The organism is Flavobacterium alvei (assembly GCF_002920895.1).
Taxonomy (GTDB): domain Bacteria; phylum Bacteroidota; class Bacteroidia; order Flavobacteriales; family Flavobacteriaceae; genus Flavobacterium; species Flavobacterium alvei.
The window spans coordinates 171,851-195,702 of sequence record NZ_PQVG01000006.1 but is presented as its reverse complement, the minus strand read 5'-3'; the positions used below and the strand labels follow the sequence as shown (position 1 = coordinate 195,702).

General features: G+C 34.7%; 23 protein-coding genes. 6 read left to right on the top strand and 17 right to left on the bottom strand.

Annotated features, from left to right (window positions below):
- Position 1 precedes the first annotated feature (1 nt).
- The 3 genes from C3L50_RS11765 to C3L50_RS11755 all read left to right on the top strand — a co-directional run bounded on the left by C3L50_RS11765 (position 2) and on the right by C3L50_RS11755 (position 2,563).
- A complete protein-coding gene (locus tag C3L50_RS11765; protein WP_103806376.1) occupies positions 2-571 on the top strand; it encodes a hypothetical protein in 570 nt (189 codons plus the stop codon).
- Positions 572-960: 389 nt separating this feature from the next.
- Positions 961-2,091 carry an acyltransferase family protein gene (locus C3L50_RS11760; protein ID WP_103806375.1) on the top strand — a complete coding sequence of 377 codons (1,131 nt, stop codon included), beginning with the start codon at positions 961-963 and terminating at the stop codon, positions 2,089-2,091.
- Positions 2,092-2,125: 34 nt separating this feature from the next.
- Positions 2,126-2,563, top strand: coding sequence for a VOC family protein (locus C3L50_RS11755; protein WP_103806374.1), 438 nt, complete (start codon positions 2,126-2,128; stop codon positions 2,561-2,563).
- Positions 2,564-2,676: 113 nt separating this feature from the next.
- Here the strand turns inward: C3L50_RS11755 and C3L50_RS11750 are convergent, their stop codons facing one another.
- From C3L50_RS11750 to C3L50_RS11735, 4 genes are all read right to left on the bottom strand, one after another.
- A complete protein-coding gene (locus tag C3L50_RS11750) occupies positions 2,677-3,957 on the bottom strand; it encodes an NAD(P)/FAD-dependent oxidoreductase (protein WP_103806373.1) in 1,281 nt (426 codons plus the stop codon).
- A gap of 82 nt (positions 3,958-4,039) precedes the next feature.
- Entirely contained in the window at positions 4,040-5,377 is a 1,338-nt protein-coding gene (locus C3L50_RS11745; RefSeq protein WP_103806372.1) for a DEAD/DEAH box helicase, read from the bottom strand.
- A gap of 130 nt (positions 5,378-5,507) precedes the next feature.
- Entirely contained in the window at positions 5,508-7,046 is a 1,539-nt protein-coding gene (locus tag C3L50_RS11740; RefSeq protein WP_103806371.1) for a DEAD/DEAH box helicase, read from the bottom strand.
- 108 nt (positions 7,047-7,154) lie between these two features.
- Positions 7,155-7,685, bottom strand: coding sequence for a DUF6155 family protein (locus tag C3L50_RS11735; protein WP_103806370.1), 531 nt, complete (start codon positions 7,683-7,685; stop codon positions 7,155-7,157).
- A gap of 98 nt (positions 7,686-7,783) precedes the next feature.
- On the opposite strand from C3L50_RS11735, the gene C3L50_RS11730 reads away from it, so the two are divergent.
- Entirely contained in the window at positions 7,784-8,068 is a 285-nt protein-coding gene (locus C3L50_RS11730) for a DUF3817 domain-containing protein (protein ID WP_103806486.1), read from the top strand.
- Between the two features lie 37 nt (positions 8,069-8,105).
- Here the strand turns inward: C3L50_RS11730 and C3L50_RS11725 are convergent, their stop codons facing one another.
- A complete protein-coding gene (locus tag C3L50_RS11725) occupies positions 8,106-8,495 on the bottom strand; it encodes an acyl-CoA thioesterase (protein WP_103806369.1) in 390 nt (129 codons plus the stop codon).
- Positions 8,496-8,564: 69 nt separating this feature from the next.
- On the opposite strand from C3L50_RS11725, the gene C3L50_RS11720 reads away from it, so the two are divergent.
- Positions 8,565-8,966 carry a glyoxalase gene (locus C3L50_RS11720; protein ID WP_103806485.1) on the top strand — a complete coding sequence of 134 codons (402 nt, stop codon included), beginning with the start codon at positions 8,565-8,567 and terminating at the stop codon, positions 8,964-8,966.
- Here C3L50_RS11720 and C3L50_RS11715 read toward each other — a convergent pair.
- From C3L50_RS11715 to pckA, 12 genes are all read right to left on the bottom strand, one after another.
- On the bottom strand, positions 8,963-10,618 hold the full coding sequence (locus tag C3L50_RS11715) for a M1 family metallopeptidase (protein WP_103806368.1): 1,656 nt from the start codon (positions 10,616-10,618) through the stop codon (positions 8,963-8,965). The two genes, C3L50_RS11720 and C3L50_RS11715, sit on opposite strands and share 4 nt — an antisense overlap.
- A 14-nt stretch (positions 10,619-10,632) precedes the next feature.
- Positions 10,633-12,063: a leucyl aminopeptidase family protein gene (locus C3L50_RS11710; RefSeq protein WP_103806367.1), complete on the bottom strand. Its 1,431-nt coding sequence runs from the start codon at positions 12,061-12,063 to the stop codon at positions 10,633-10,635.
- A 130-nt stretch (positions 12,064-12,193) separates the two neighbouring features.
- Positions 12,194-12,796 (bottom strand): bifunctional phosphoribosyl-AMP cyclohydrolase/phosphoribosyl-ATP diphosphatase HisIE, encoded by a 603-nt coding sequence (gene hisIE / locus C3L50_RS11705; protein ID WP_317044965.1) that lies wholly within the window; start codon positions 12,794-12,796, stop codon positions 12,194-12,196.
- A 22-nt stretch (positions 12,797-12,818) separates the two neighbouring features.
- Positions 12,819-13,574 (bottom strand): imidazole glycerol phosphate synthase subunit HisF, encoded by a 756-nt coding sequence (gene hisF, locus C3L50_RS11700; RefSeq protein ID WP_103806365.1) that lies wholly within the window; start codon positions 13,572-13,574, stop codon positions 12,819-12,821.
- A gap of 99 nt (positions 13,575-13,673) precedes the next feature.
- Positions 13,674-14,396, bottom strand: coding sequence for a 1-(5-phosphoribosyl)-5-[(5-phosphoribosylamino)methylideneamino]imidazole-4-carboxamide isomerase (gene hisA, locus C3L50_RS11695; protein ID WP_103806364.1), 723 nt, complete (start codon positions 14,394-14,396; stop codon positions 13,674-13,676).
- 72 nt (positions 14,397-14,468) lie between these two features.
- Complete coding sequence (hisH, locus tag C3L50_RS11690) at positions 14,469-15,050, bottom strand: imidazole glycerol phosphate synthase subunit HisH (RefSeq protein WP_103806363.1); 582 nt, start codon at positions 15,048-15,050, stop codon at positions 14,469-14,471.
- Between the two features lie 94 nt (positions 15,051-15,144).
- A complete protein-coding gene (gene hisB / locus C3L50_RS11685) occupies positions 15,145-16,281 on the bottom strand; it encodes a bifunctional histidinol-phosphatase/imidazoleglycerol-phosphate dehydratase HisB (RefSeq protein WP_103806362.1) in 1,137 nt (378 codons plus the stop codon).
- Between the two features lie 19 nt (positions 16,282-16,300).
- Positions 16,301-16,918, bottom strand: a complete 618-nt coding sequence (locus tag C3L50_RS11680; protein ID WP_103806361.1) for a hypothetical protein — start codon at positions 16,916-16,918, stop codon at positions 16,301-16,303.
- A gap of 2 nt (positions 16,919-16,920) precedes the next feature.
- A complete protein-coding gene (gene hisC / locus C3L50_RS11675; protein WP_103806360.1) occupies positions 16,921-17,973 on the bottom strand; it encodes a histidinol-phosphate transaminase in 1,053 nt (350 codons plus the stop codon).
- Positions 17,974-18,038: 65 nt separating this feature from the next.
- Entirely contained in the window at positions 18,039-19,331 is a 1,293-nt protein-coding gene (hisD, locus tag C3L50_RS11670; protein ID WP_103806359.1) for a histidinol dehydrogenase, read from the bottom strand.
- A 32-nt stretch (positions 19,332-19,363) separates the two neighbouring features.
- Positions 19,364-20,221 carry an ATP phosphoribosyltransferase gene (hisG, locus tag C3L50_RS11665; RefSeq protein ID WP_103806484.1) on the bottom strand — a complete coding sequence of 286 codons (858 nt, stop codon included), beginning with the start codon at positions 20,219-20,221 and terminating at the stop codon, positions 19,364-19,366.
- A 354-nt stretch (positions 20,222-20,575) separates the two neighbouring features.
- Entirely contained in the window at positions 20,576-22,216 is a 1,641-nt protein-coding gene (gene pckA / locus C3L50_RS11660) for a phosphoenolpyruvate carboxykinase (ATP) (protein ID WP_103806358.1), read from the bottom strand.
- A gap of 228 nt (positions 22,217-22,444) precedes the next feature.
- Here pckA and C3L50_RS11655 point away from each other — a divergent pair, with 228 nt between their 5' ends.
- On the top strand, positions 22,445-23,821 hold the full coding sequence (locus tag C3L50_RS11655; protein WP_103806357.1) for a threonine/serine exporter family protein: 1,377 nt from the start codon (positions 22,445-22,447) through the stop codon (positions 23,819-23,821).
- Positions 23,822-23,852: the final 31 nt, after the last annotated feature.

Here is a 23,852-nt window from a genome sequence, read left to right as displayed (position 1 = left end):
TATGAGCACCAGTATTTTAAATTCGATATTGCGAAAATCAAAAGAAAACAAAGAAATCATTTCGATATGGTTATACAATACCGACAAAGGTTCATTTGTAGGTTACATCACCGAAATAAATGAAGAATATATCGGTTTTAGACATTTTACACGATTTGGAAAACAAGATGGAATTATTTTTATAAAAGTAGCCAACATTAAGAACATCGATTTCAATGACGATTACACCAAAGTGATGGAATGCCTCATCGAATATTCCGACATTATAGACAAACCTTCGGAATTTAGTATTTCGTTAAATCAATCTGAAAATTGGCAATTTGATGCACTTTTGCAACTTCATAAAGCCAAAGAGCAATTGGCTAGTATTGAAATCAACGGAAATGAATACTTTACAGGATTTGTCAAAGACATTTCAGACGAAGATTTTATCCTGAATTGTGTGGCCAAAAACGGAGAAGATTTAGGTACTTCGCTTTTCAAAATCGAAGATGTTACTGAAATTAGAGTCAATGATATTGATGATAGAAGACGATTATTATTGTACAAATGGAGAAAAGCTAGTTTGTAAAATAGTTTTTTAAGATGCCATCCATCCCTTCTCTTCAAAGTTGAGCAAACAAAAACAAACCTACTATAGATTTATACAATTGTCACTCTGGAAGCGTCACAACACACGAGAGAACTTATCCTAGACACTTCTAGCGTGACAAATAATATTGATTCCAACTAATCCCAAAAACCAGTTCAAAAAAAATCAAAAACTAAAATTATTTATTCAAAAACGTTTTGTAGATTAGCAAAATCAATAATCATCAGATTTAATTCATTATTATACAATGAATTACTGTTTAGCCCCAAATATACTATTGAACCAAAAGAAAGAATGATTTTAGATAGGTTTGTCTATCAAAATCAAATAATAACGTAAGTTAAGAAATCAATCTAAAGGTCAAGATTATGATAGAAAAGGACAAAAGAATTCAGATTTTTGATATTGCTAAAGGAATTAGTATTATTTTGATGACAGTGGGGCGCTATGACTTTACGGATATTTATCCCAATTTGTTAAAGTTCCAAAATGTAGCCGTATTTTTGAGAATGCCCACTTTTATTTTTATTTCAGGTTATCTCTTTAGCGAACGGTTAAATTTTAAGGAGTTTTTAAGCCATAAAATAGATGGATTACTCAAGCCTTTATTGGGTTTTATACTAAGTTTAACTTTACTAAATATCATTTTTGAGGCAGTTGCTTTAAATACATTCACTTTCAATAGTGTTTTTGTACACATTGCTAATATAGCTCGATACTTTTATCACGGCAGTTTTGATGTGATAAATGTTTCCTTCTGGTTTATAGGAGCGCTGTTTTTAGGTCAGGTTGCACTAAAAGGATTTTTGGAGATTAAAGGATTTAAAAAACCTTTAAATTATTTCCTGTTGGCGGCTTTTTTTCTGGTTTTATTCTTCATCAATACAATTAAATTCAAATTTTACTGGTCTGAATATATTCCTATTTTCTTTACCTATTTATTGATTGGCCACGGTTTTAAAAAATTCAGTACTCGTTTTCTTGATGGAACTGCTTTTTTTTACAGTAAGGCAATGATTGTTTTCCCTGTATTATTTTTTATGTCCGTCTTTCTATTGAATCAATTGGATATTAAAATGAATTTTAACTTAGCTGGACTCGAATTCAATTATCATTATCTTTTGGGATTATCTCTTCTTGGGGTCTTTACAGTGCTTTATTTCTGTCGTTATATCGAAAAAATACCGTTTCTAAATTCATTTTTGGTCTATTGTTCTAAAGCGAGTTTTTTTATTTTGGCCTATCATATTTTTATAAAAAATGTTTATAAAGTTGTCTTTGACATGAAATCTTATCATCCGGTATTGCATACTTTGTTGTTTATTTTAAACATCATATTGTGTTGTCTAATTTATAGATTCTTGCAAAAAGTGCCATTTGTTCGCCTTTTATTTTATCCTATCAAAGTAATTTCGTTGAATAATGCTGAAATCAACCTATTGAAATCCAAGTATATCAATAAATTTATTCCACAAGATGTTTCTCTTGGAATTGCTTAAAGAGAATAGCAAACAACTTAACAACTAAAAAATTATGGCACTTATCAATCCACACATTAACTTCAACGGAAATGCCGAAGAAGCATTCACTTTTTACAAATCAGTATTTGGCGGAGAGTTTGCCATGATTATGCGGTTCAAAGATTTAGAAAACCCCGAATTTCCAGTGGCTGAAAGTGAAGCACATAAAATAATGCACATTGCTTTACCCATTGGTCAAAATATTTTGATGGGCAATGATGTTCCCGAAATAATGGGACGAGTAAATGAAAATGAAAACAGGTCTAAAATAGCCATTAGTGCAGAAAGTCGTGAAGAAGCCGACAGGTTGTTTAACGGACTTTCGGCAGGCGGAACTATTGAAATGCCCATTGAAGACAGCCCTTGGGGTTCCTATTTCGGGATGTTTAGAGACCAATATGGCATCGAATGGATGGTAGATTTTGATCCAAAATACAAGGGTAAAATCTAAGAAACAAACAAAGAAATACCTAATATAAGGATTTCGTTGTTTGTTCAACGTCAACATTTAGGAGAATTTCAAAATCTTTATCCTAATTTAAAACCCCGATTTCTAAATCGAAACTATTCGGGTTTTGCTTCAACTTTTGATTTTTTGTCGGGTCTGATAATCATTCGCAAAGATTGGTCTTTCGAGAAATAGGCAATCATCCAATGGTAAAAAGTATTGATACGATTGCGATAGGTAATCAAAGACATCAAGTGAACAAACAACCAAATCATCCAAGCCAAAAAGCCTTTGAAGTGCATTTTAGGTTTGGGCAAATCTACAACCGCTTTGTTTTTTCCGATGATCGCCATAGAACCTTTGTCGTTGTATTTAAAGGGTTTCAACGGCTTGTTTTTTAGCATCAATTTGAAATTTTCGGCTAGATTTTCACCTTGCTGAATGGCAACTTGAGCCACTTGTGGATGACCTGATGGAAAATTTTCATCACTAAGTTGGATACAGGTATCTCCAATGGCGTAGATGTTTTCGGTAGTATTGACTTTATTGAAAGCATCGGTTAACATTCTTTTTCCACGACCATAACTTTCTGTTGGGATTCCTTCAAAAACTTTAGCAGAAACTCCAGCTGCCCAGATTAAATTTTTGGTTTGTATCGTTTCTCCATTTTCAAAATAAACGGTATCGTCTTTATAATCGACTACTCGGGTATTTAGTTTTACCAAAACTCCCAGCTTTGTTACTGCTTCAAGTGTATCTGCTTGCGATTCTTTGCTCATGGGCGACAAGAGTGCATCGCCACCATCGACCAAATAAATATTACTGGCAGAAGTTTCTAATTCGGGATATTCTTTGAGCAAAATGTTTTTTCGCATCTCGGCAAACATTCCCGAAACTTCTACTCCTGTTGGGCCACCACCAGCAACTACAATGGTTAAGAGCTGTCTTCGTTTGCGAATGTCTTTAGTTATTGCTGCTTTTTCTAGATTTTTCAACAATGTGTTTCGCATTTCGATGGCATCATTGAGCGTTTTCATCGGAATGGCATTTTTCTTGACATTCTCCATTCCGAAAAAGCTGGTTTCGGCTCCAGTGGCAAAGACCAATTGGTCGTAATGTAATTCGCCGTTGTTGAGAATGATTTTGTTTTCGGCAGGAATTACTTTTTGCAATTCGCCCAAACGAAATTGAAGGTTCTTTTTGCCCGCAAAAAATTTTCTAAAGGGATAACTAATACTGGAAGGTTCCAAAAAAGCCGTAGCTACTTGATAAATAAGGGGCGGAAAGAAATTATAGTTGTTTTTATCGACAAGAATTACTTCAATGCCTTTGTGATTTGATAAATCTTTGGCCAAGTTAATCCCGGCAAAACCTCCTCCTATTATTACTATTTGCATATTGAAAACGAATTTAGTGATAGCAATTACTCATTAGATAATTAATATCGCTAAAAGTACAATATAATTTTTGGCGCAAATATTAGTTTTTAAATTTTTTAACAGGTTTTTCTTTGTTGGAATCGGCTTTGCTTTGCAGCAATTGATTGGCCAATAATTTTTCGATTAATTCATCTTTGGTCAAATGATGAAAAATGGTTTTGACTTTGTTTTTAAATTCGGCCGAAACTTCGTGATTGGGTTTAGTTTTGAAGATTTGTTTGGCCCACAAAAGCGTGTTGTTTTCTTCAATATTCTCGGCAGTTGGTTTTTGAAATTTGGTAAATTTAATTCCCAATTCTCTTTCAAAATCAGCTATTTCAGCCACTTCTTCTTGCTGCAAAACCGTTAACGAAAGTCCCTTTGCTCCTGCTCTTGCGGTTCTTCCGCTGCGGTGAACATAGTTTTCATAGGTATCTGGCAAATGATAATTGACCACATAAGCCATTTCTTTTACGTCAATTCCTCTGGCGGCCAAATCGGTTGCTACCAAAATATGAATGTGTCCTTGACGAAATTGTTCCATAATTCGATCCCGAATGCCTTGTGACAAACTGCCGTGCAAAGCTCCTGACGAGAATCGGTTAATAGCCAAGTTTTTGGCTAATTTATTGACGGCGGCTTTGGTTTTGCAAAAAATAATGCCCCGTTCGCCCTCTTTTGAAGTTAGAAAGTGCATCAAAACATCCAATTTTTCGATGGGATCAACAACGATGTATTGATGGTCAATTCCTTGATTGCCTACAGTTTGCATATCGGCACTCACTTGAACTACATTTTTATTCAAATAGTTCTGAATCAATTGTTTGATAGTTCCAGGCATTGTTGCCGAGAAAAGAAATGTTCTACGGTTTTTGGGTAATTCGGCGATGATTTCATCTAAACCTCCTTTCAAAATTGCAACCATTTCGTCGGCTTCATCGAGTACCAAAAAATTTGTTTCTTTCAAACTGATGGCTTTGCGCTGAATCAAATCAATCAATCTTCCGGGTGTTGCCACTACGATATGGGTTGGCAAAGTCAGTCTTTCTATTTGAGGTTTTATTGGAATTCCACCGCAAGTTTCAGCAATAGAAATCTCGGGAATATACTTGGCAAAAGCTTCTAAATTAGTAAAAATTTGATGTCCCAATTCTCTTGTTGGTGCCAAAATAACAGCCTGAACAGCAGTAATTTTAGAATCAATTAATTGAAGTAATGGTAAACCAAAAGCAGCCGTTTTTCCAGTTCCTGTTTTGGCCAATCCAACAAGGTCGGTTTGGGTTGTCAAAAGCAAGGAAATTGTTTTTTGTTGGATTTCGGTTGGCACAACAATTTTTAAATCATCAAGTGCTTTTATAATAGATTCTTGAATACCTAAATCAGAGAATTGTTTTGACATATTGTTGATTTATTATTTATTTAATTGTTGTTTTGAAACGGATTCCTAGCCCCGATAGTAGTGAAAATCCTATTGTGCCGGTCTTCGGCACAATAGATTGTAACGAATGGCGGGAAATAGCTCCTGAAAATTAATCGGCTTCGTTCATAATTTTTTCGCGATACTTCTTCCCTATCAATAACAGCAATTTCTGTTTGTAATCATCTACCAACCATTCGCGGTAATTCTTGCTGCATTGGCTCAAACATTTGGAATAACGCTTCAAACGGCATTCGATATCGGGATCCAATTCTTTATACAATTCTTTGGCATCACGCAATTCTTCTGTATTGTCCACACACATTGCTGCATGTTGTTCCAAAGATTTGTCCAAGACAACCTTGGAACGCAAATTTTGGGCAATGGCTAGTTTATGTTCTTCATCGACATCAAAAGTTACGACTTCAGTTTTACTGAATTTAGCACGTAACTCTGGAGGCATCGTATATTTAAAATATAATTCAATTTCGGTATCGTCACGTAGATTTTCAAGATAAAACTCTGGCGATTTGAAAATGTGTTGCCAATTTACGGGCTCATTCCACAAGCCAAAACGAGCGGCATTGTTTCCTAAATCGATAACTGTAAATTCCTCTTTTCCAGGCAATTTTCGAGAACCACGACCAATCATTTGAAAATACAAAGTCAATGATTTTGTGGCACGATTCAAAATAATAGTTTCTACAGTAGGTTCATCAAAACCAGTGGTAAGGATTCCAACCGAGGTTAAAATAGCATCGGGAGTGTTTTTGAACCAATGCAAAATCTCTTTACGTTCTTCGGTACTACTAGTATTATCGAGATGTCGAATGCCGTATCCTGCTTCACGGAAAGTTTCATATACGTATAAAGATGTATTGATTCCGTTATTGAAAATCAGGGTTTTTTTACCCAAAGATTTCTCGGTGTAAGCGTGCAGTAATTTCTCTTGCATCGCCATATTGGTATATAAATCATCAGATGATTTCACGGTATAATCTCCATTGATTCCAACTTTCAAAGAGGTTAGACCAACATCATAACTATAAGTAATTGCTTTGGCTAAGAAGCCTTTTTCAATTAACGAACTAATGTTGTCTCCAACAATTAATTCATCATAACTTTCGTTCATTGGTAACTTGATATTCGAACTTAAAGGTGTTGCAGTAACTCCAAGAATAAAGGCATTTTTGAACGAACTTAATAATTTCCGAAAGGAATTGTAGTGTGCTTCATCGATAATTACCAATCCAATGTTGTCGAGATGCAATTTCTCGTCATTGATTCGGTTTTTCAAGGTTTCGACCATCGCTACAAAACAAGAATAATCGTTTTGGTCTGGAAGTTCTTTGACTTTGCTATTGATGATTTTGTTTTTGACATCAAAACCTTTGAGCATTTTTGAAGTTTGCTTGCACAACTCAATTCGATGGGTCAAAACGACTACTTTTTTATTGTGTTTTGATAAGTATTGTCTAACAATCTCAGAAAAAACAACAGTTTTTCCACCACCAGTTGGCAATTGATACAGTAAATGATAATTGGGAGACGCATTGTCTAAGCGCTCAAAAATGGATTCAATATCTCCTTTTTGATACGAATAAAGTTCTTTCTTATCTTCAATTTGTGTTTCTAGAGTGTTTTGAGACATTGTATTTATTGGATTTTTGCAAAAATACACCTAAAAAACAGTTAAACCACTAAATAATCGTGTAAAAAAAGAATTGGGATTAAATAAAATCGTCTATATAATTGAGAACTAGTATTCAAAACGTTCTAAAATGGCGTCAAATTCTTGGAAATTAAACCACTTTTGGTTAAAAGTCTCCTTGTTTATGGCGATAATTCGAGTTTTGAATTCGCTTAAAATTCCATTGGCAATCATAAAACTTACAGCCTGACTGAAAGAATTGAGCATACTTTTATAAAACAATTCCGATTTTATGATTTTTTCGGAGGAAAAAGTTTGAGCAATTTCAATTGAATAGAGCATTACATCAGCAATAATAAAAGGATCTACCCCCAAAAGTATAAATTGCTTGATGTATTTTTGAGCCACAGAACGGCGCATTTTGGGTTTTCGAGCTTTGCCAGAAGCAGCTCTTGCAGGAAAATATTCGTTCGAAATTTTAATTTTTGATTCCCTTAGTAGTGTGTCTTCTTTTGGATTAAAAACAAAATCATAATAGTTTTTTACAGGAACAAATTTTTCATACAACTCAATAATTTGCTCTTCGAGTTGGGATTTTGTGAGTTCGTTTAAGTATTTTTTTAAATCGCGTTTGCTCATGGATTTATAAATGCAAAATGTTAATTGTTTCAGAAATGACATTCTTAAAATCAACGATAATCATTAGTTTTGCCGTACCAAAAATTAAAAGTCATTTTATGCTAAAAGTATTCAAAAACATCGCCATCCTAGAAGGTATCTCTTATTTAGTTTTATTCTTTAATATGCTTTATATCAAACATTCTAATATTGAACTTTACCATAGTTTGTTGAATCCATTAGGGATGACTCACGGTCTGCTGTTTATAGGATATGTACTTTTGGCGGTTTGGCTAAAAAAAATCCAAGAATGGAATAACCAAACTTTGATTATTATTTTAGGAGCCTCACTACTTCCCTTTGCCACTTTTTATATTGAGAAAAAGTATTTAAGAAAAATATAACCCTCAAAAATTATTTTTGAAAACAGAATTGAAACAATTAGTCCTCTAGACGGTCTTTTACATATTCAATTTCTGTTTTTCCGTGCGCTTTTGGCTTACCATCAGGACCAAGGTTAACCATCGTGGTGCTCTCGATAGTAATAATGGTTTCGCGTGTCATCATATTTCGAGCCTCACAAATCAAAGTAAGCGAAGTTTTACCAAAACGAACCACATCAATTCCTATTTCGATAATATCGCCTTGACGGGCCGAGCTTCTGAAATTAATTTCAGACATATGCTTGGTTACAATTCTTGAGTTTTCCAATTGAATTATAGTGTATAAAGCCAATTCTTCGTCAATCCAAGCTAATAATTTTCCGCCAAATAAACTACCGTTTGGGTTTAAATCTTCGGGTTTTACCCATTTTCTAGTATGAAATCGCATATTGTTTTTTTTATATTGGCGAAAATAAGGTTTTCTATCTCTTTTTTTTTATTTTTAAAGAAAAAAAAGATGGATCAAAGAGATGTTTTTTTGAAAGAATTTAGAGGTGAAACCATTGGTATCGTAACTCCTCAATCCTCGGCAGATGAATTATTTCAAAACGAAGTACTTCGCCCTATTTTGAAGCTACAAAATGATTTGTTTATCGCTTCGTTCATCAATTATTTGGGTAAAAATCGAATTCATTTCGATACTTTTTCAGTTGAAAAAAAATTGACTGCCATCGAAAATGCGATTCAAAAAGACATCAAATTCCGAAATGCCTTGAAAGGAATGATTATCGCACTTTTCACCATCGACGAATATGCGCAGTACATCAAAAACTCTTCAAGCCTCAACAAAAGAATGATGGGAATGCTCATCGAAAGATTGAAAAGTCAAGTGCAGTTGTTTGAAGTTCAAGGGATTTAAGACTCAATTTTCAAAACATTCACATAAAAATCCTTATCCACTTCCAACTTTAAATTTTTAGAAGTTTGTGGCAGATTCGTCCATTCTGCTTGAGGTTTTAACCATTTTGTTTTTCCGTTTATGGTGACTTTTACTGGCATATCGAAATCAGGAACACAATTTGTCCAACGATAAGAAAGTTTACCTTTCAGAAACTTATATTCGAAAGTTGGAATTCTAATAGCTCTCAAATATTGATTGAAAAATGGATTCAAATCTAAACCGACAGCTTTACTCAAATAATCTTCAATTTGCTTGGTGGTAACAGTTTGATGGTAAAAAGTACTGTTCAAACCTCGTAAAATAGTTCTCCATTTTGGGGCATCATTTACAATTTGACGCAAAGTGTGCAGCATATTTCCACCTTTTGGATACATATCACCCGAGCCTTCATTGTTTACATCATATTGTCCAATGATGGGTTTGTCGTTTTTAATTCCTTTTCGGGTTCCTCTAACATATTCGGCTCCAGCTTCTTTTCCGTAGTAATATTCGACAAAAAGACTTTCTGAATAGTTGGTGAAACTCTCGTGAATCCACATATCGGCAATGTCTTTGTAGGTAATATTATTGGCAAACCATTCGTGACCCGATTCGTGAATGATGATAAAATCGAATTTCAATCCCCAACCTGTTCCGCTCAAATCTCTGCCTAAATATCCATTTTGAAAACCATTGCCATAAGTAACACAACTTTGATGTTCCATTCCCAAATAAGGCGCTTGTACCAATTTGTAACTATCTTCATAAAACGGATAAGGACCAAACCAATGTTCGAAAGCTTTCAACATTCGTGGCACATCTTTGAATTGAATTTTGGCTTTTTCTAAATCATCTCTCAAAACATAATATTCGCAATCTAAATCGCCTTTCTCTCCTTTGAAAACTTCTGAAAATGAAACATAATCCCCGATGTTGATATTCACTCCATAATTATTAATTGGGTTCGAAACATACCAATTGAAGGTTTTGGTGCCATCTTTCAAATCGATTATACTTTGCAAACGACCGTTGGAAACATCCGTTAAATTCTTGGGAACATTCACGCTGATGAGCATATTATCGACTTCATCATACATATGGTCTTTGCAAGGCCACCAAACACTGGCACCCAATCCCTGACAAGTCGAGGCAATAAAAGGTTTTCCGTTCTTGTCTTTGCTCCAGGTAATGCCACCATCCCAAGGTGGATTTACTGCAATTTTGGGCTTACCACCATAGAAAACAACAACTTCTTTTATGTCTCCAACATTTTGTGGTTCTACTAAATTGATATAAAAAACATTTTCGTCTCTTTCCAATTTTAACTCTTTGCCATCTTGGGTCACTTTGGAAATCTCCATCGGTTTTTGCAAGTCAATTTGCATTCGATTATAGGATTTCAAAACCTTATAACGAATGGTATTCGAACCCGAAATGGTACTATCGGTAGGATTAACTTTGACATCTAAATGGTAATATTTTACATCCCACCAAGCTCTTTCTTTAGTAATACTGCCTCTTAAAGTATCTTGTCTGGTGAATACCTCTGCTTTTCCATCAAGAAGATTTTGGGATTTTGCACTATAGAAAATCAGTAAGGAGAAACAAATTAGAGTTAAATAGGATTTCATATAAACAAACTTATTTACAAATTCTCAATAAATTTAGTCAATAAATGAACACCATAAGCCGTGGCGTGTTTGCTTTTGGCAAATTCGTCGTTACCAAACGCTACTCCTGCAATATCCAAATGTGCCCAAGCTTTATGATTATCAGTGAAATATTCTAAAAATTTGGCGGCTGTTATGGCTCCAGCCAATGGTTTTCCGCTATAATTCTTGACATCTGCAATCTCACTTTCTATATCGGATTTGTAGCAATCCCAAAGCGGCAACGGCCAAAGTCTTTCGCCAATGGCATCGCCTGATTCTTGCAGTTTTTTGGAAACAAGTTCATTATTGGTAAACAACGCCGCACATTCGTGACCAAAAGTTCCCATCGCACTTCCTGTTAATGTTGCAATATCAATAATATATTCGGGTTTGAAATTTTTGATTAAATATGACAATCCATCGGCTAAAACCAATCGCCCTTCGGCATCGGTGTCGATAATTTCTATCGAAGTTCCGTTATAGGAATGAATGACATCACTGGCTACAAAGGATTTGGCATCCACAGCATTTTCAGCACAAGGTACAATCGCAGTGACTTTTACAGGCAAATTCAAATCGGCAACGAGTTGCATAGCTCCAAAAACAGCTGCTCCTCCAGCCATATCACATTTCATATCCAGCATAGCCGAAGTCTTAATATTCAATCCACCGGTATCATACGTAATTCCTTTTCCCACCAACCCAACATGTTTGGTTTTGGCATTCACATTTTTAGGAACGTAGTTCATTATGACAAATTGAGGCTCGTTTTCGCTGCCTTTTCCAACAGCCAAAAAAGAACCTAAACCTGCTTTTTTACACGCCTCAAAACCTAAAGTTTCTACTGTAAAACCGTATTTTTCACCACTTTGATTCGCCCAATTCGATAGGTATTTAGGAGTAACAGTATTGGGTGGCAAATCGACCAAACGAAGCGTTTCTAATTGAGCATTGGCTATTTTTATCGCTTTAGAAATCGTGTTAGCTATATCTTTCTTGGAAATTAGGGCCAATTCAAAATTTTCATTTAAAAAGGGGTGTTTCTCTGTTTTTTTAAAATGTCCTAAATCATAACTTCCTAAATAAAGCCCAGAAATAGCGGCTTCTACTTGTTCAGGTGAAAATTGTTCTGGCAAAACTAAAGCTACATTAGTACCAAAAGATTCTTTTTGATTGTAAGCTATTCTTCGGAAAATAGTTTTCAAAGAGGAATAATCAATTTCTTTTCCTAAACCGATGAAGATATGTACACAATCATATTTTTCAATCATATAATGTGTATCTTTTTTTCCATAAAATACTTTAGAAGCAACCGAAACTCCCTGAAATTCAATTGGCACTAAACTTTTAGAATAAGTCTCGAAAACAGGAATTAAAACAGTTCCAGTAAAATTATTGAGGTTTTTAATTGTAGTTGTTTGCATCTTTTCACTCTATTATGTTACACTTTGTAATAATGAGTAAATATAGTGGATTGGTATTGGATATAAAAGAAAAACCCAATAGTAAATTCGCATTACTATTGGGTTTTTATTGCTAAAAATAGACTATTTTTTATTTTTGACGGCCTTTTAATACATTTATCACATCATTCAATTGAAATCCTTTGGCTTGCAAAAGAATCAAATAATGAAAAAGCAAATCGGCACTTTCATCCAAAAATAAATGGTCATTGTTGTCTTTGGCTTCAATAACCACTTCCACGGCTTCTTCTCCCACTTTTTGGGCAATCTTGTTGATTCCTTTTTCAAATAAAGAAGCAACATAACTCTTTTCAGAATCGGCATTTTCTCTGCGAGTTTTGATGGTTTTTTCTAATTTAGAAATAAATCCATACTCCTGATTGTTAGGCTCTTGCCAACAAGTATCTGCACCAGTATGACAAGTAGGGCCAACGGGTTTTGCCTGAATCAAAAGCGTGTCGCCATCGCAATCATTTTTAATATCAACTAGTTCTAAAAAGTTGCCACTCTCCTCGCCTTTTGTCCAAAGTCTTTGTTTGGAACGGCTGTAAAAAGTTATTTTTTGAGTTTCAATTGTTTTTTGAAGCGATTCTTCGTTCATATAGCCCAACATCAGGACGTTTTTGGTTTCTGAATCTTGAATTATGGCAGGAATTAATCCGTGTGCGCTTTTGATATCTATGTTCATTAGTATTTTAGATTTTAGAGTTCAGATTTTAGATTCTAACTTCTATGTTATTTTTTTTAAGTTCTTTTTTTAAAGTTTTGATTTCAATTTCCTTGAAATGGAATACACTTGCCGCCAAAGCTGCATCCGATTTTCCTTCGACAAAGGTATCAACAAAATGCTGAATATTCCCTGCTCCGCCCGAAGCAATTATCGGAATATTGACTAATTCAGATAATTTAGCCAAAGCTTCGTTGGCAAAACCATTTTTGGTTCCGTCGTGATTCATCGAGGTGAAAAGGATTTCTCCTGCTCCACGTTGTTCCACTTCTTGTGCCCAATCGAATAATTTAATTTCTGTTGGCACTTTTCCTCCCACCAAATGCACCATCCATTCGCCGTCAATTTGTTTTGCATCAATCGCCACAACCACACATTGGCTTCCAAATTTCTGTGCCAAATCGTTAATCAATTGTGGGTTTTTCACTGCCGATGAATTGATAGAAACCTTATCTGCACCGTTTTGAAGCAAAACTTCCACATCTTCAACAGCCGAAATTCCTCCACCCACCGTAAACGGAATATTGATTGTTGCGGCCACTTTTCGAACCAAATCAACCAAGGTTCTTCTTCTTTCTTCCGTTGCCGAAATATCAAGGAAAACCAATTCATCAGCCCCTTCATCCGAATAGATTTTGGCCAATTCCACTGGATCACCAGCATCACGCAAGTCCACGAAATTAACGCCTTTAACGGTTCGTCCGTTTTTGATATCGAGGCAAGGGATTATTCTTTTTGTAAGCATTTTTATTTCTATTACACAGAGATTCACAAAGGTTTCACAGAGATACGCAAAATTCTTTGAGAATCTTTGCGCATTCTTTGAGTTTCTTTGTGAAACAATCTATTTTATTATAAACTCTTCTAGTTGTTTCAACGAAATTCTTCCTTCATAAATCGCTTTACCGATAATAGTTCCTTCACAGCCCAATTCAGCTAATTTAGGCAATTCATCAAAAGTGGAAATTCCCCCTGAAGCGATTAATTTCAATCCTTCCGCTTGTTTTAAAATCTTTTCATACAAATCAAAACTTGGACCTTCCAACATTCCGTCTTTTGCAATATCAGTACAAATTACGTATTGAATTCCTTTATTTTGATACTCCTGAATAAACGGCACCAAATCTTCATTCGAATCTTCTAGCCAGCCTGAAACCGCTACTTTTTCGTTATTGGCATCAGCCCCCAAAATGATTTTATCTGAACCATATTCTGCAATCCATTTTTCAAAAATAGCACGATTTTTTACTGCAATGCTTCCACCAGTAATTTGATTGGCACCGCTTTCAAAAGCAATTTTTAAATCAGAATCGGCTTTCAATCCGCCACCAAAATCAATTTTTAATTTGGTTTGCGAAGCTATTTGTTCCAGTATTTTATAATTGACAATTTTGCTTGATTTTGCACCATCCAAATCCACCAAATGCAAATATTCGATTCCGTGGGCTTCAAATTCTTTGGCTACTTCCAGCGGATTTTCGTTGTATATGATTTTGGTATTGTAATCGCCTTTCGACAAGCGAACACATTTTCCTTCAATGATGTCTATTGCAGGTATTATTCTCATTCCATTTATGATTTTAGAGTTCAGATTTTAGATTTGAAATTGCCATTGAAATTGATTTTTGCTATTTAAATTTTAAAGTTTCAAGAAATTATCCAAGATTTTCTCTCCAACATCCCCACTTTTCTCAGGATGAAATTGCGTTCCGTAGAAATTATCGTTTTCCAATGCTGAGGAATATTCCAATTCATAATCTGTTGTGGCAATGGTTTCGGCGCAAATTGGTGCGTAAAAACTATGAACCAAATACATATATTCTTTTTCGGCAATTCCTTTGAAAAGATCTGATTTCAAGTTGTAAATAACATTCCAACCCATTTGTGGTACCTTGACTTTTTTGGAAAATTTGACCACATTTACATCAAAAATCCCCAAACCTTTGGTATCGCCTTCTTCCGAATGGTTGCACATCAACTGCATTCCCAGACAAATTCCAAAAACGGGTTGCTTTAATGTCGGAATCAAAGTGTCCAAACCGCTTTCTTTTAACATTTTCATTGCATAACTCGCTTCCCCTACACCAGGAAAAATCACTTTGTCGGCTGCTTTTATTTCGTCAGGATCGTTGCTCAAAACCGCTTTGTATCCCAATCTTTCGATGGCAAACATAATGCTTTGAATATTTCCTGCTCCGTAATTTATGATTACTATTTTCATTGTTTTTTAGTTGGAAGTTAGAAGTTGGGAGTTGGGAGTTGGGAGTTGGAAAAAGCATATTTTACTTCAAGCTTCCAACTCCAAGCTTCCTAATTTATAACATTCCTTTTGTTGATGGCAAAATCATCTTCTCAGTGTCGCGTTTTACGGCTACTTTTATTGCTTTGGCGAAAGCCTTGAAAATAGCTTCAATTTTATGGTGTTCATTATCGCCTTCGGCTTTAATGTTGATGTTGGCTTTGGCTCCGTCCGAAAAGGATTTGAAGAAATGATAGAACATTTCCGTTGGCATTTTGCCCACCATTTCACGTTTGAATTCCGTTTCCCAAACCAACCAGTTTCTACCGCCAAAATCAATGGCTACTTGGGACAAACAATCGTCCATTGGCAAACAAAAACCATATCTTTCTATTCCTAGTTTATTTCCTAATGCTTTGGCAAAAACTTCTCCCAAGGCAATTGCTGTGTCTTCAATCGTGTGGTGTTCATCGACTTCTAAATCTCCTTTTACCAAAATTTCAAGATCCATTTGACCGTGACGCGCAATTTGGTCGAGCATATGGTCGAAAAAAGCAATTCCGGTATCAATTTTACTTTTCCCGGTTCCGTCAAGGTTTAAGTTGATGTAAATATCGGTTTCGTGCGTTTTTCTGGTAATGGAAGCCGAACGTTCCTTTAATTTCAAAAACTCGTAAATGGTTTTCCATTCCGTGGTTTGCAAAGCAATAACGGCATCCAATTCGTGTCTTTTTGACGAAATTTCATCACTTCCCAACTCTTCGTCCGTGCTGATAAAAATAGCTTTTGAACCCAAATTTTTCGCCAATTCCACATCGGTTATTCTGTCTCCAATTACGAACGAATTTGCCAAATCATATTCAGGATTATTGATGTATTTCGTCAACATAGCAGTACCAGGTTTGCGGGTTGGCACGTTTTCGTGAGGAAATGTTTTGTCAATCAGGACATCGCTAAAAACAACACCTTCATTTTCGAAAGCTTTCATCACCAAATTGTGCACTGGCCAAAAGTTGGCTTCTGGATGTGAATCCGTTCCTAAACCATCCTGATTGGTCACCATCACCAATTCGAAATCCAATTCAGCAGCGATTTTTCCTAGATATTGAAAGGCTTTTGGATAAAATTCCAATTTTTCGAAACTGTCTAATTGATAATCGTTTGGCTCTAAAACCATCGTTCCGTCGCGATCTATAAAAAGTACTTTTTTCATTTTATAACTATTGTTTTTTTTAAATATGAGGGGGAGTGTTGTTTTTAATTTTTCTGTCAATTTCCTCAGTAAGAATGTTTTTTATAAACTTAATAAAATTGTCAATCGCATTAACATCTAATGGATTATGTTTTTTATATTCTTCTCTATTTTCTTTAATTGCTTCGAAAAATTTCCTTTGAGTATATTTTACTGCCATATTTTTGGTAACATTTTCTCTTATTGTTCCAATTATAGAAGTTATATCAATAGATAAAATACAAAACATTAATTCCATATCTTTCTCGATAGATTCTCCATCTTCGTCTACTTCAAATATTTTTTTTAATCTTTGATAATTACCCATTAAAGCAAAACATTTTTCAAATGTATCAACAGAATTAAGATGAGCAAATTTGTTCCTAATTTCCATAAATATCTGGAATTTTTCTCTTTGCAACTTGTCTAATTGATTAAGATCAAGCAATAAATTTGCTTTGGCATTAAAACTAAGAGCCTGACTAGAATTACCAAAAGAACGAGATTCTTCAGGCTTAATCCCTAATAATTTAGATAAAATAAGATTTACAGCCTCTTCAGTTTTAACAGAAAGTTCTATAACTAATCCTCTAGGTGTATGATTAATTTTGTCTAGCATAATTAGTTACCAATCTTCTTTAATGCTTCAATTAATTTCTTGTTTTCTTCTTTCGTTCCAATAGTCAAACGTAAAGTATTTTCACATAAAGGTTGAGTCGTTCTGTTGCGAATCACGATTCCTTTGGCAATCAATTCGTCGTATCGTTTGTTGGCGTCATCCACCTTTATCAAGATGAAATTGGCTTCCGTTGGATAGATTTTTTTAACAAATTTCACGTCAACCAATACTTTAAGTAATTCCTCTCTTTGTGCAATAATGGAAGCTATTTCAGATTTAATTTTATCGGTATCGCTCAATCTTTCCAAAGCTCTCAACTGCGTCAGTTCGTTTACGTTATAAGGCGGTTTGATTTTGTTCAAAACTGCAATTACCTCGGCAGAAGCATAACAAATTCCCAAACGAATTCCCGCTAAACCATAGGCTTTTGACAAAGTTTGTGTGACAATCAAATTCGGATATTGGTTTAATTTTTCTAACCAGCTTGCTTTATCTGAAAAGTCAATATAAGCTTCGTCAATCACAATAAAGCCATTGAATTTTTCCAATAAAGTGGTTACACTTTCTGTCGTAAAAGAATTTCCCGTTGGATTATTTGGCGAACATAAAAAGATAATTTTAGTATTTTCGTCAACAGCATCTAAAATTTTTTCTACTTGTGGCTGAAAATCTGTCGAAAGTAAAACTTCTCTGTTTTCAATGTTATTCAGGTTTGACAAAACGCCATACATTCCGTAAGTTGGTGGCAATGAAATAATGTTGTCAATTTTTGGCTCGCAAAAAGCTCTGAATAGCAAATCCAATACTTCGTCACTTCCGTTTCCTAACAAAATTTGATTGGTATTTACGTTTTTTTGTTTTGCCAAAACTACTTTCACGCTGCATTGTTGTGGATCTGGATAACGATTCACGCCATTCTGGAACGGATTTTCATTGGCATCCAAGAAAATCATATCCGCTGTGTCAAAATCCTCAAATTCGTCACGTGCCGAAGAATAAGGCTTCATCGACTTGACGTTTTCACGGACTAAATTATTTATATTAAAAACATTCATTACATTATATTTTGGACGCTGATAAAACGGATTTGCTAAAGCAAAAACACGGATAAAAGCTGATTTTATTTTTCAATTTTTAAATCTTTCAATCTCAAAGTAACTGCATTTTTGTGCGCTTGCAATCCTTCGACTTCAGCCATAATTTCTATCGCTTTGCCAATATTTTGAATTCCTTTTTCGGATATCTTTTGAAAGGTCATCGATTTGGTAAAACTATCCAGATTCACGCCGCTGTAATTCTTGGCATATCCGTTGGTTGGCAAGGTGTGATTGGTTCCTGAAGCATAATCTCCAGCACTTTCCGGCGTATAACTTCCAATGAAAACCGAACCTGCATTTCCTATATTACGTACATAAAAATCTTCGTCTTTGGTGCAAATAATGAAGTGTTCTGGACCATATTCATCGATTAATTCCAAAGCAGTTTTATCATTTTCGACAAAAATCAGTTTGGAATTAGCAATGGCTTTTTCGGCAATGGCTTTTCTTGGCAAAACTTCCAGTTGTTTTTGAATTTCTTTTTCCACTTTATCAATCAATTCCAATGAAGTTGAAACCAAAATAACCTGACTGTCGGTTCCGTGTTCCGCTTGCGACAACAAATCGGAAGCGATGAAAGCTGGAAAGGCAGTGTCATCGGCCACAATCAACAATTCAGAAGGCCCGGCCGGCATATCAATTGCCACACCATATTGAGTTGCCAATTGTTTGGCTACAGTCACAAACTGATTTCCAGGTCCAAAAATCTTGTACACTTTTGGAATTGATTTTGTTCCGAAAGTCATTCCTGCAATAGCCTGAATTCCGCCTACTTTCAATATTTTGGTCACACCACATAAATTGGCGGCATATAAAATCGCTGGATTAATGTTTCCGCTTTTGTCCGGTGGCGAACACAAAACAATTTCGTTGCAACCTGCGATATTGGCAGGAACGGCAAGCATCAAAACTGTTGAAAACAAAGGCGCTGTTCCTCCTGGAATATACAAACCAATTTTTTGAATTGGTCTTTTTTCCTGCCAACATTGCACTCCTTCTACTGTTTCTATTTCTACTCTAGCCGTTTTTTGAGCCGAATGGAATTTTTCTATGTTCGATTTTGCCAATTGAATGGCGGTTTTCAATTCGTCGGAAATAGTTGCAATGGCTTGCTCTATTTCTGATGGTGAAACTTCTATGTTTTCAAATAGAACACCATCGAACAGTGAAGTATATTTGGCAACAGCCTCATCTCCTTTTTTTTGAATTTCCTTGAAAATTTCTTTCACGGTAACTTCAATATCGTCGATGGTTTGAGTTGGTCTTTTTAGAATGGAAGACCAAGTTTCGGGTTTTGGATTGAATATTTTGTTCATTTTTTATATCATTAAGATAAATTCCAATATTTTTATAGTACCATTTTCTCGATTGGACAAACTAAAATTCCTTCGGCTCCGGCTTCTTTCAATTGGTCGATGACATCCCAAAAAGTGTCTTTGTCGATTACGGAATGAACGCTGCTCCAGCCTTCTTCTGCCAACGGCATTACTGTTAAACTCTTTAAAACAGGAAGAATTTTACCAATAGCTTCAATTTTGTCGTTGGGAACGTTCATCAAAATGTATTTTGATTTTCTGGCTCTCAAAACCGATTCGATTCGGAATTGAAGCGTGTCGATAATCGATTGAACTTCTGGAGTCACTTTTGGAGAAACCGCCAAAACAGCTTCGCTCTTGAAAATCACTTCCACTTCTTTCAAATTGTTTTTAAACAAAGTGCTTCCGCTGGAAACGATGTCCACGATTCCGTCGGCAAGACCGATGTTTGGCGCGATTTCAACCGAACCCGAGATTTGGTGAATGTCAACGGTCATTCCGAATTTGGCAAAATATTCGATAACGGTGTTTGGATAAGAAGTGGCGATACGCATTCCTTCCAAGTCTTTTATGGATTTGTATTCGAAAGCTTTTGGAACGGCTACGGAAACTTTGCATTTAGAAAATCCTAACTTCTGGATTACCTTGATGTTTTTTCCTTTTTCGACCAAAAGATTGTCGCCTACAATGGCAATATCTACCACTCCATCAATTAAATATTGGGGAATATCGGAATTTCTAAGATACAAAACTTCCAAAGGAAAGTTTGTTGCTTCGGCTTTTAATTGGTCATTTCCGTTGTTGATGGAAATTCCGCAATCTTTTAGAATTTGGATACTGTCTTCGTTTAAGCGTCCTGATTTTTGAATGGCAATTTTTAAAGTACTCATTTTTGTTGTTGTTTTTTGTTGTTGTTTTACAATTTTGTTTGAATACAACATTTAGGAAATAAAAAACCCGTTTGATGTACTCAAACGGGTTTTAAAATATGATGATTTACACACATACCATTAACACATCGCTTGAGAGCAATACTGTAAATGATGGTGATGCAATTGAATTGATAACATAACTTTTTTATTAAAAAATCCTTTTATTCGAGTGCAAATATACTAGAAAATATCTTTACAAAACAATTTTTAATTTAACTTAATACAAACAAATTGTTAAAAACCACCTGAAGAGTTGTCTAATTTAAAAACTACACTCGCAGATGGTTTAAAATTAGTACTAATTAGGGACTATTATACTTCTACAGCTTTTTCTTCTAATGAAGGGCCAGCAGCTACTAAACGTTTTCCTTCTTCATTACCTGTATATTGTTCAAAATATTTGATGTAACGAGCAGATAAATCTTTAGCTTTAGCTTCCCATTCACCTTCAGTAGCGTATGTAAATCTAGGATCTAAAATTCCTTCGCTTACATTTGGTAATGCAGTTGGGAAAGTTAAGTTCAAGAAAGGAACCGTTTTAGTTTCGGTTTTATTGATATCTCCATTGATGATTGCATCTATGATAGCTCTAGTGTTTTTCAAAGAAATTCTTTTTCCTGTTCCGTTCCAACCTGTGTTTACAAGGTAGGCTTTAGCTCCGTGTTCTTTCATTTTTCCAATCAATGTTTTAGAATATTGTGTTGGGTGCAAAGTCAAGAAAGCTTCACCAAATGCTGGAGAGAAAGAAGGTTCTGGAGCAGTAATTCCTCTTTCGGTTCCTGCTAATTTAGAAGTATATCCGCAAAGGAAGTGGTATGCCGCTTGATCTTCTGTCAAGATTGAAACTGGAGGTAAAACTCCAAAAGCATCAGCAGAAAGATAGATTATTTTGCTAGCGTGTCCTGCTTTTGAAGGTAAAACAATTTTACTAATGTGGTAAATTGGGTAAGATACTCTTGAGTTTTCAGTAATTGAATGATCGTAATAATCAATTTCTCCGTATTCATCTACGATAACATTTTCTAATAAAGCATCTCTTTTGATAGCTCTCCAAATGTCTGGTTCGTTTTGTTCACTAAGGTCAATTACTTTTGCATAACATCCACCTTCGTAGTTGAAAACACCATTATTATCCCATCCGTGTTCGTCATCACCGATTAAATATCTTTTTGGGTCGGCAGATAAAGTAGTTTTTCCTGTTCCTGAAAGACCGAAGAATACGGCAACATCGCCTTCTGGTCCAACGTTTGCTGAACAGTGCATAGAAGCCATTCCTTTTAGAGGCAAGTAGTAGTTCATCATAGCGAACATTCCTTTTTTCATTTCTCCACCGTACCAAGTACCACCGATTATTTGAATTTTTTCAGTAAGATTAAATAATACGAAGTTTTCAGAATTTAAACCTTGTTCTTTCCAGTTTGGATTAGTTGCTTTAGAAGCATTCATTACAATGAAATCAGGTTCACCAAAGTTTTCCAATTCATAAATTGAAGGTCGAATAAACATATTAGTTACAAAATGTGCTTGCCAAGCTACTTCCATTACGAAACGAACTTTAAGTCTTGTATCTACGTTTGTACCACAAAATGCATCTACAACATATAATTTAGGTGAAGTGGAAAGTTGCTCTAAAGTAAGAGCTTTTAAATCGTCCCAAACTTCTTTGGTTGTTGGATAGTTAGGAGAACTAATTCCTGACTCTTTGTCCCAGCAAATGGTATCTTTAGTTACATCATCTTTTACAATATATCTATCTTTAGGAGAACGTCCTGTAAAGATTCCTGTTTTTACGGCCACACATCCTGTATCTGTCAAAGCTCCTTTTTCGAAACCTTTTCTTTTATGAGATACTTCTGCTTGATACAACTCTTCATAAGAAGGATTATATGCAACTTCATGATACCCTGTAATTCCTAAATCGTGTAACTCTTGAATAATTTTAATGTTTTTCATAATTGTTATTTGTTGTTTATTGTTTTTGTTTTATTTCTTCTTCAAATTTACGAAATTCTTATCTAACAAACCTGATAATTATCATATTTTCAAAAAATCTACGAAAACGTTTTCTTTGTTTTCAAGGCTTCCCGAGGTTTTTTATATGATAATTATCATATTTCCTAAATAATAAATTACTAATTTTACAGTACAGAAATATATTAATTAAATATTAATTAACAAGATATGTTTGACGAACCGAATAAGTTGATTGAAGACAGGAAGACACAATCTGTTCTACATTTACTAACTGAAATTGGAGAGATGATGATTACTAGTGGAGCCCATACAGCTAGAATCATTAGAAATTTAGAAAGAATTGCTGTAGGTCTTGGTTATCATTGCGAACTAGTTTTAACATATACTGGATTTGTAATATCTGTTTACAAACAAAACAAATTTAAAGCGCATACTCTTGCTAAAACAATTAAGGCTAAAGGATTGAATTTTGAAACTGTTTCAGAAATCAGCATTTTATCGTGGGATGTTTTTGAAAATAAAATTTCAATTGCCGAAATTAAAGCCATTTTAAAACAAATAAAAGCAAAGAAAGTCTATTCAAGTTTACAGTTATATGCTTTGGCTCCACTTGCTAGCGTTGCTCTTTGTTTGTTATTTGATGGAGATTGGCTGCAATCTTTAATAGTTTATTTTTCGACATTATTTGGCTATTATGTCAGAAGGGAGTTGATGTTAAAGCATCACAATCACATGGTTGCTTTTTTCATTGGCGCTACGATTTCTACATTATTTATTCATTTAACAGGTGTAATATTTAATATACAGATAAAAGAAGCTATGGTGGTATCAGTCTTATATCTTATTCCTGGCGCAGTAATGATTAATGCCTTTATTGATTATCTCGAAGGGTATTTTGAATCTGGAACATCGCGATTTATATACAGTTTTATGCTTGTATTGATGATTGCCTTTGGATTTTATGTTTCGAATTTAATTTTTAGCAATCCTTTTATTAATGATTTAAATGTATTTGATATGTCTCAACTACAAATTCAAATTAAAGAGGGATTAGAAATAACCAGTATGGGAGGCATTTATCTTTCTAAAATATTACTTGGAGGAGTAACTTCTGTTGGGTTTGCTTTGATGTTCAATACTCCTCGAAGAGCTCTTTGGACTGTATTTATTCTTGGTGGACTTGGTTATTTTATAAAATTTCTTTTGTTTAAGGAATTAGACGTCAATCTAATTTTATCCATTTTTGTTGCTTCATGTTTTGTAGGTCTCTCTGGAATGTATTTTGCACACAGAGCACATACTCCTCCTATCATTTTTATGATTCCAGCTGTAATTAATATGATTCCAGGTTTGATAAGTTATGAATTTATGATGGGAATGATTGATTGGATTAGTGGAGACAAAGGTCAAAAACCATCTGTTGAAGAAGTAATTCAAACTTTTTCTTATGGAATTTCTACCGTATTTATCCTATTTGCATTAGCCCTTGGAGTAGCATTTCCAGTTGTGGTTTTCAAATCATACACCGTTAAAGGAAAAGACTTGAATGTGATGATAAAAAAACTGTTTGCAAGAAATTCCTAAATATTAACTTTAACTCTTTTTCTAATTACTA

What these genes read in the sequence shown, in the direction of transcription:
- C3L50_RS11655 (WP_103806357.1), top strand. Translation starts at nt 22,445, where the DNA reads ATGTTTGACGAACCGAATAAGTTGATTGAAGACAGGAAGACACAATCT.
- hisC (WP_103806360.1), bottom strand. Translation starts at nt 17,973, where the DNA reads ATGAATGTTTTTAATATAAATAATTTAGTCCGTGAAAACGTCAAGTCG.
- hisG (WP_103806484.1), bottom strand. Translation starts at nt 20,221, where the DNA reads ATGAGTACTTTAAAAATTGCCATTCAAAAATCAGGACGCTTAAACGAA.
- hisH (WP_103806363.1), bottom strand. Translation starts at nt 15,050, where the DNA reads ATGAAAATAGTAATCATAAATTACGGAGCAGGAAATATTCAAAGCATT.
- C3L50_RS11735 (WP_103806370.1), bottom strand. Translation starts at nt 7,685, where the DNA reads ATGAGCAAACGCGATTTAAAAAAATACTTAAACGAACTCACAAAATCC.
- C3L50_RS11760 (WP_103806375.1), top strand. Translation starts at nt 961, where the DNA reads ATGATAGAAAAGGACAAAAGAATTCAGATTTTTGATATTGCTAAAGGA.
- pckA (WP_103806358.1), bottom strand. Translation starts at nt 22,216, where the DNA reads ATGAAAAACATTAAAATTATTCAAGAGTTACACGATTTAGGAATTACA.
- C3L50_RS11745 (WP_103806372.1), bottom strand. Translation starts at nt 5,377, where the DNA reads ATGTCAAAACAATTCTCTGATTTAGGTATTCAAGAATCTATTATAAAA.
- C3L50_RS11725 (WP_103806369.1), bottom strand. Translation starts at nt 8,495, where the DNA reads ATGCGATTTCATACTAGAAAATGGGTAAAACCCGAAGATTTAAACCCA.
- hisB (WP_103806362.1), bottom strand. Translation starts at nt 16,281, where the DNA reads ATGAAAAAAGTACTTTTTATAGATCGCGACGGAACGATGGTTTTAGAG.
- C3L50_RS11720 (WP_103806485.1), top strand. Translation starts at nt 8,565, where the DNA reads ATGGATCAAAGAGATGTTTTTTTGAAAGAATTTAGAGGTGAAACCATT.
- C3L50_RS11730 (WP_103806486.1), top strand. Translation starts at nt 7,784, where the DNA reads ATGCTAAAAGTATTCAAAAACATCGCCATCCTAGAAGGTATCTCTTAT.
- C3L50_RS11755 (WP_103806374.1), top strand. Translation starts at nt 2,126, where the DNA reads ATGGCACTTATCAATCCACACATTAACTTCAACGGAAATGCCGAAGAA.
- C3L50_RS11715 (WP_103806368.1), bottom strand. Translation starts at nt 10,618, where the DNA reads ATGAAATCCTATTTAACTCTAATTTGTTTCTCCTTACTGATTTTCTAT.
- hisD (WP_103806359.1), bottom strand. Translation starts at nt 19,331, where the DNA reads ATGAACAAAATATTCAATCCAAAACCCGAAACTTGGTCTTCCATTCTA.
- hisF (WP_103806365.1), bottom strand. Translation starts at nt 13,574, where the DNA reads ATGCTTACAAAAAGAATAATCCCTTGCCTCGATATCAAAAACGGACGA.
- C3L50_RS11710 (WP_103806367.1), bottom strand. Translation starts at nt 12,063, where the DNA reads ATGCAAACAACTACAATTAAAAACCTCAATAATTTTACTGGAACTGTT.
- C3L50_RS11740 (WP_103806371.1), bottom strand. Translation starts at nt 7,046, where the DNA reads ATGTCTCAAAACACTCTAGAAACACAAATTGAAGATAAGAAAGAACTT.
- hisA (WP_103806364.1), bottom strand. Translation starts at nt 14,396, where the DNA reads ATGAGAATAATACCTGCAATAGACATCATTGAAGGAAAATGTGTTCGC.
- C3L50_RS11680 (WP_103806361.1), bottom strand. Translation starts at nt 16,918, where the DNA reads ATGCTAGACAAAATTAATCATACACCTAGAGGATTAGTTATAGAACTT.
- C3L50_RS11765 (WP_103806376.1), top strand. Translation starts at nt 2, where the DNA reads ATGAGCACCAGTATTTTAAATTCGATATTGCGAAAATCAAAAGAAAAC.
- C3L50_RS11750 (WP_103806373.1), bottom strand. Translation starts at nt 3,957, where the DNA reads ATGCAAATAGTAATAATAGGAGGAGGTTTTGCCGGGATTAACTTGGCC.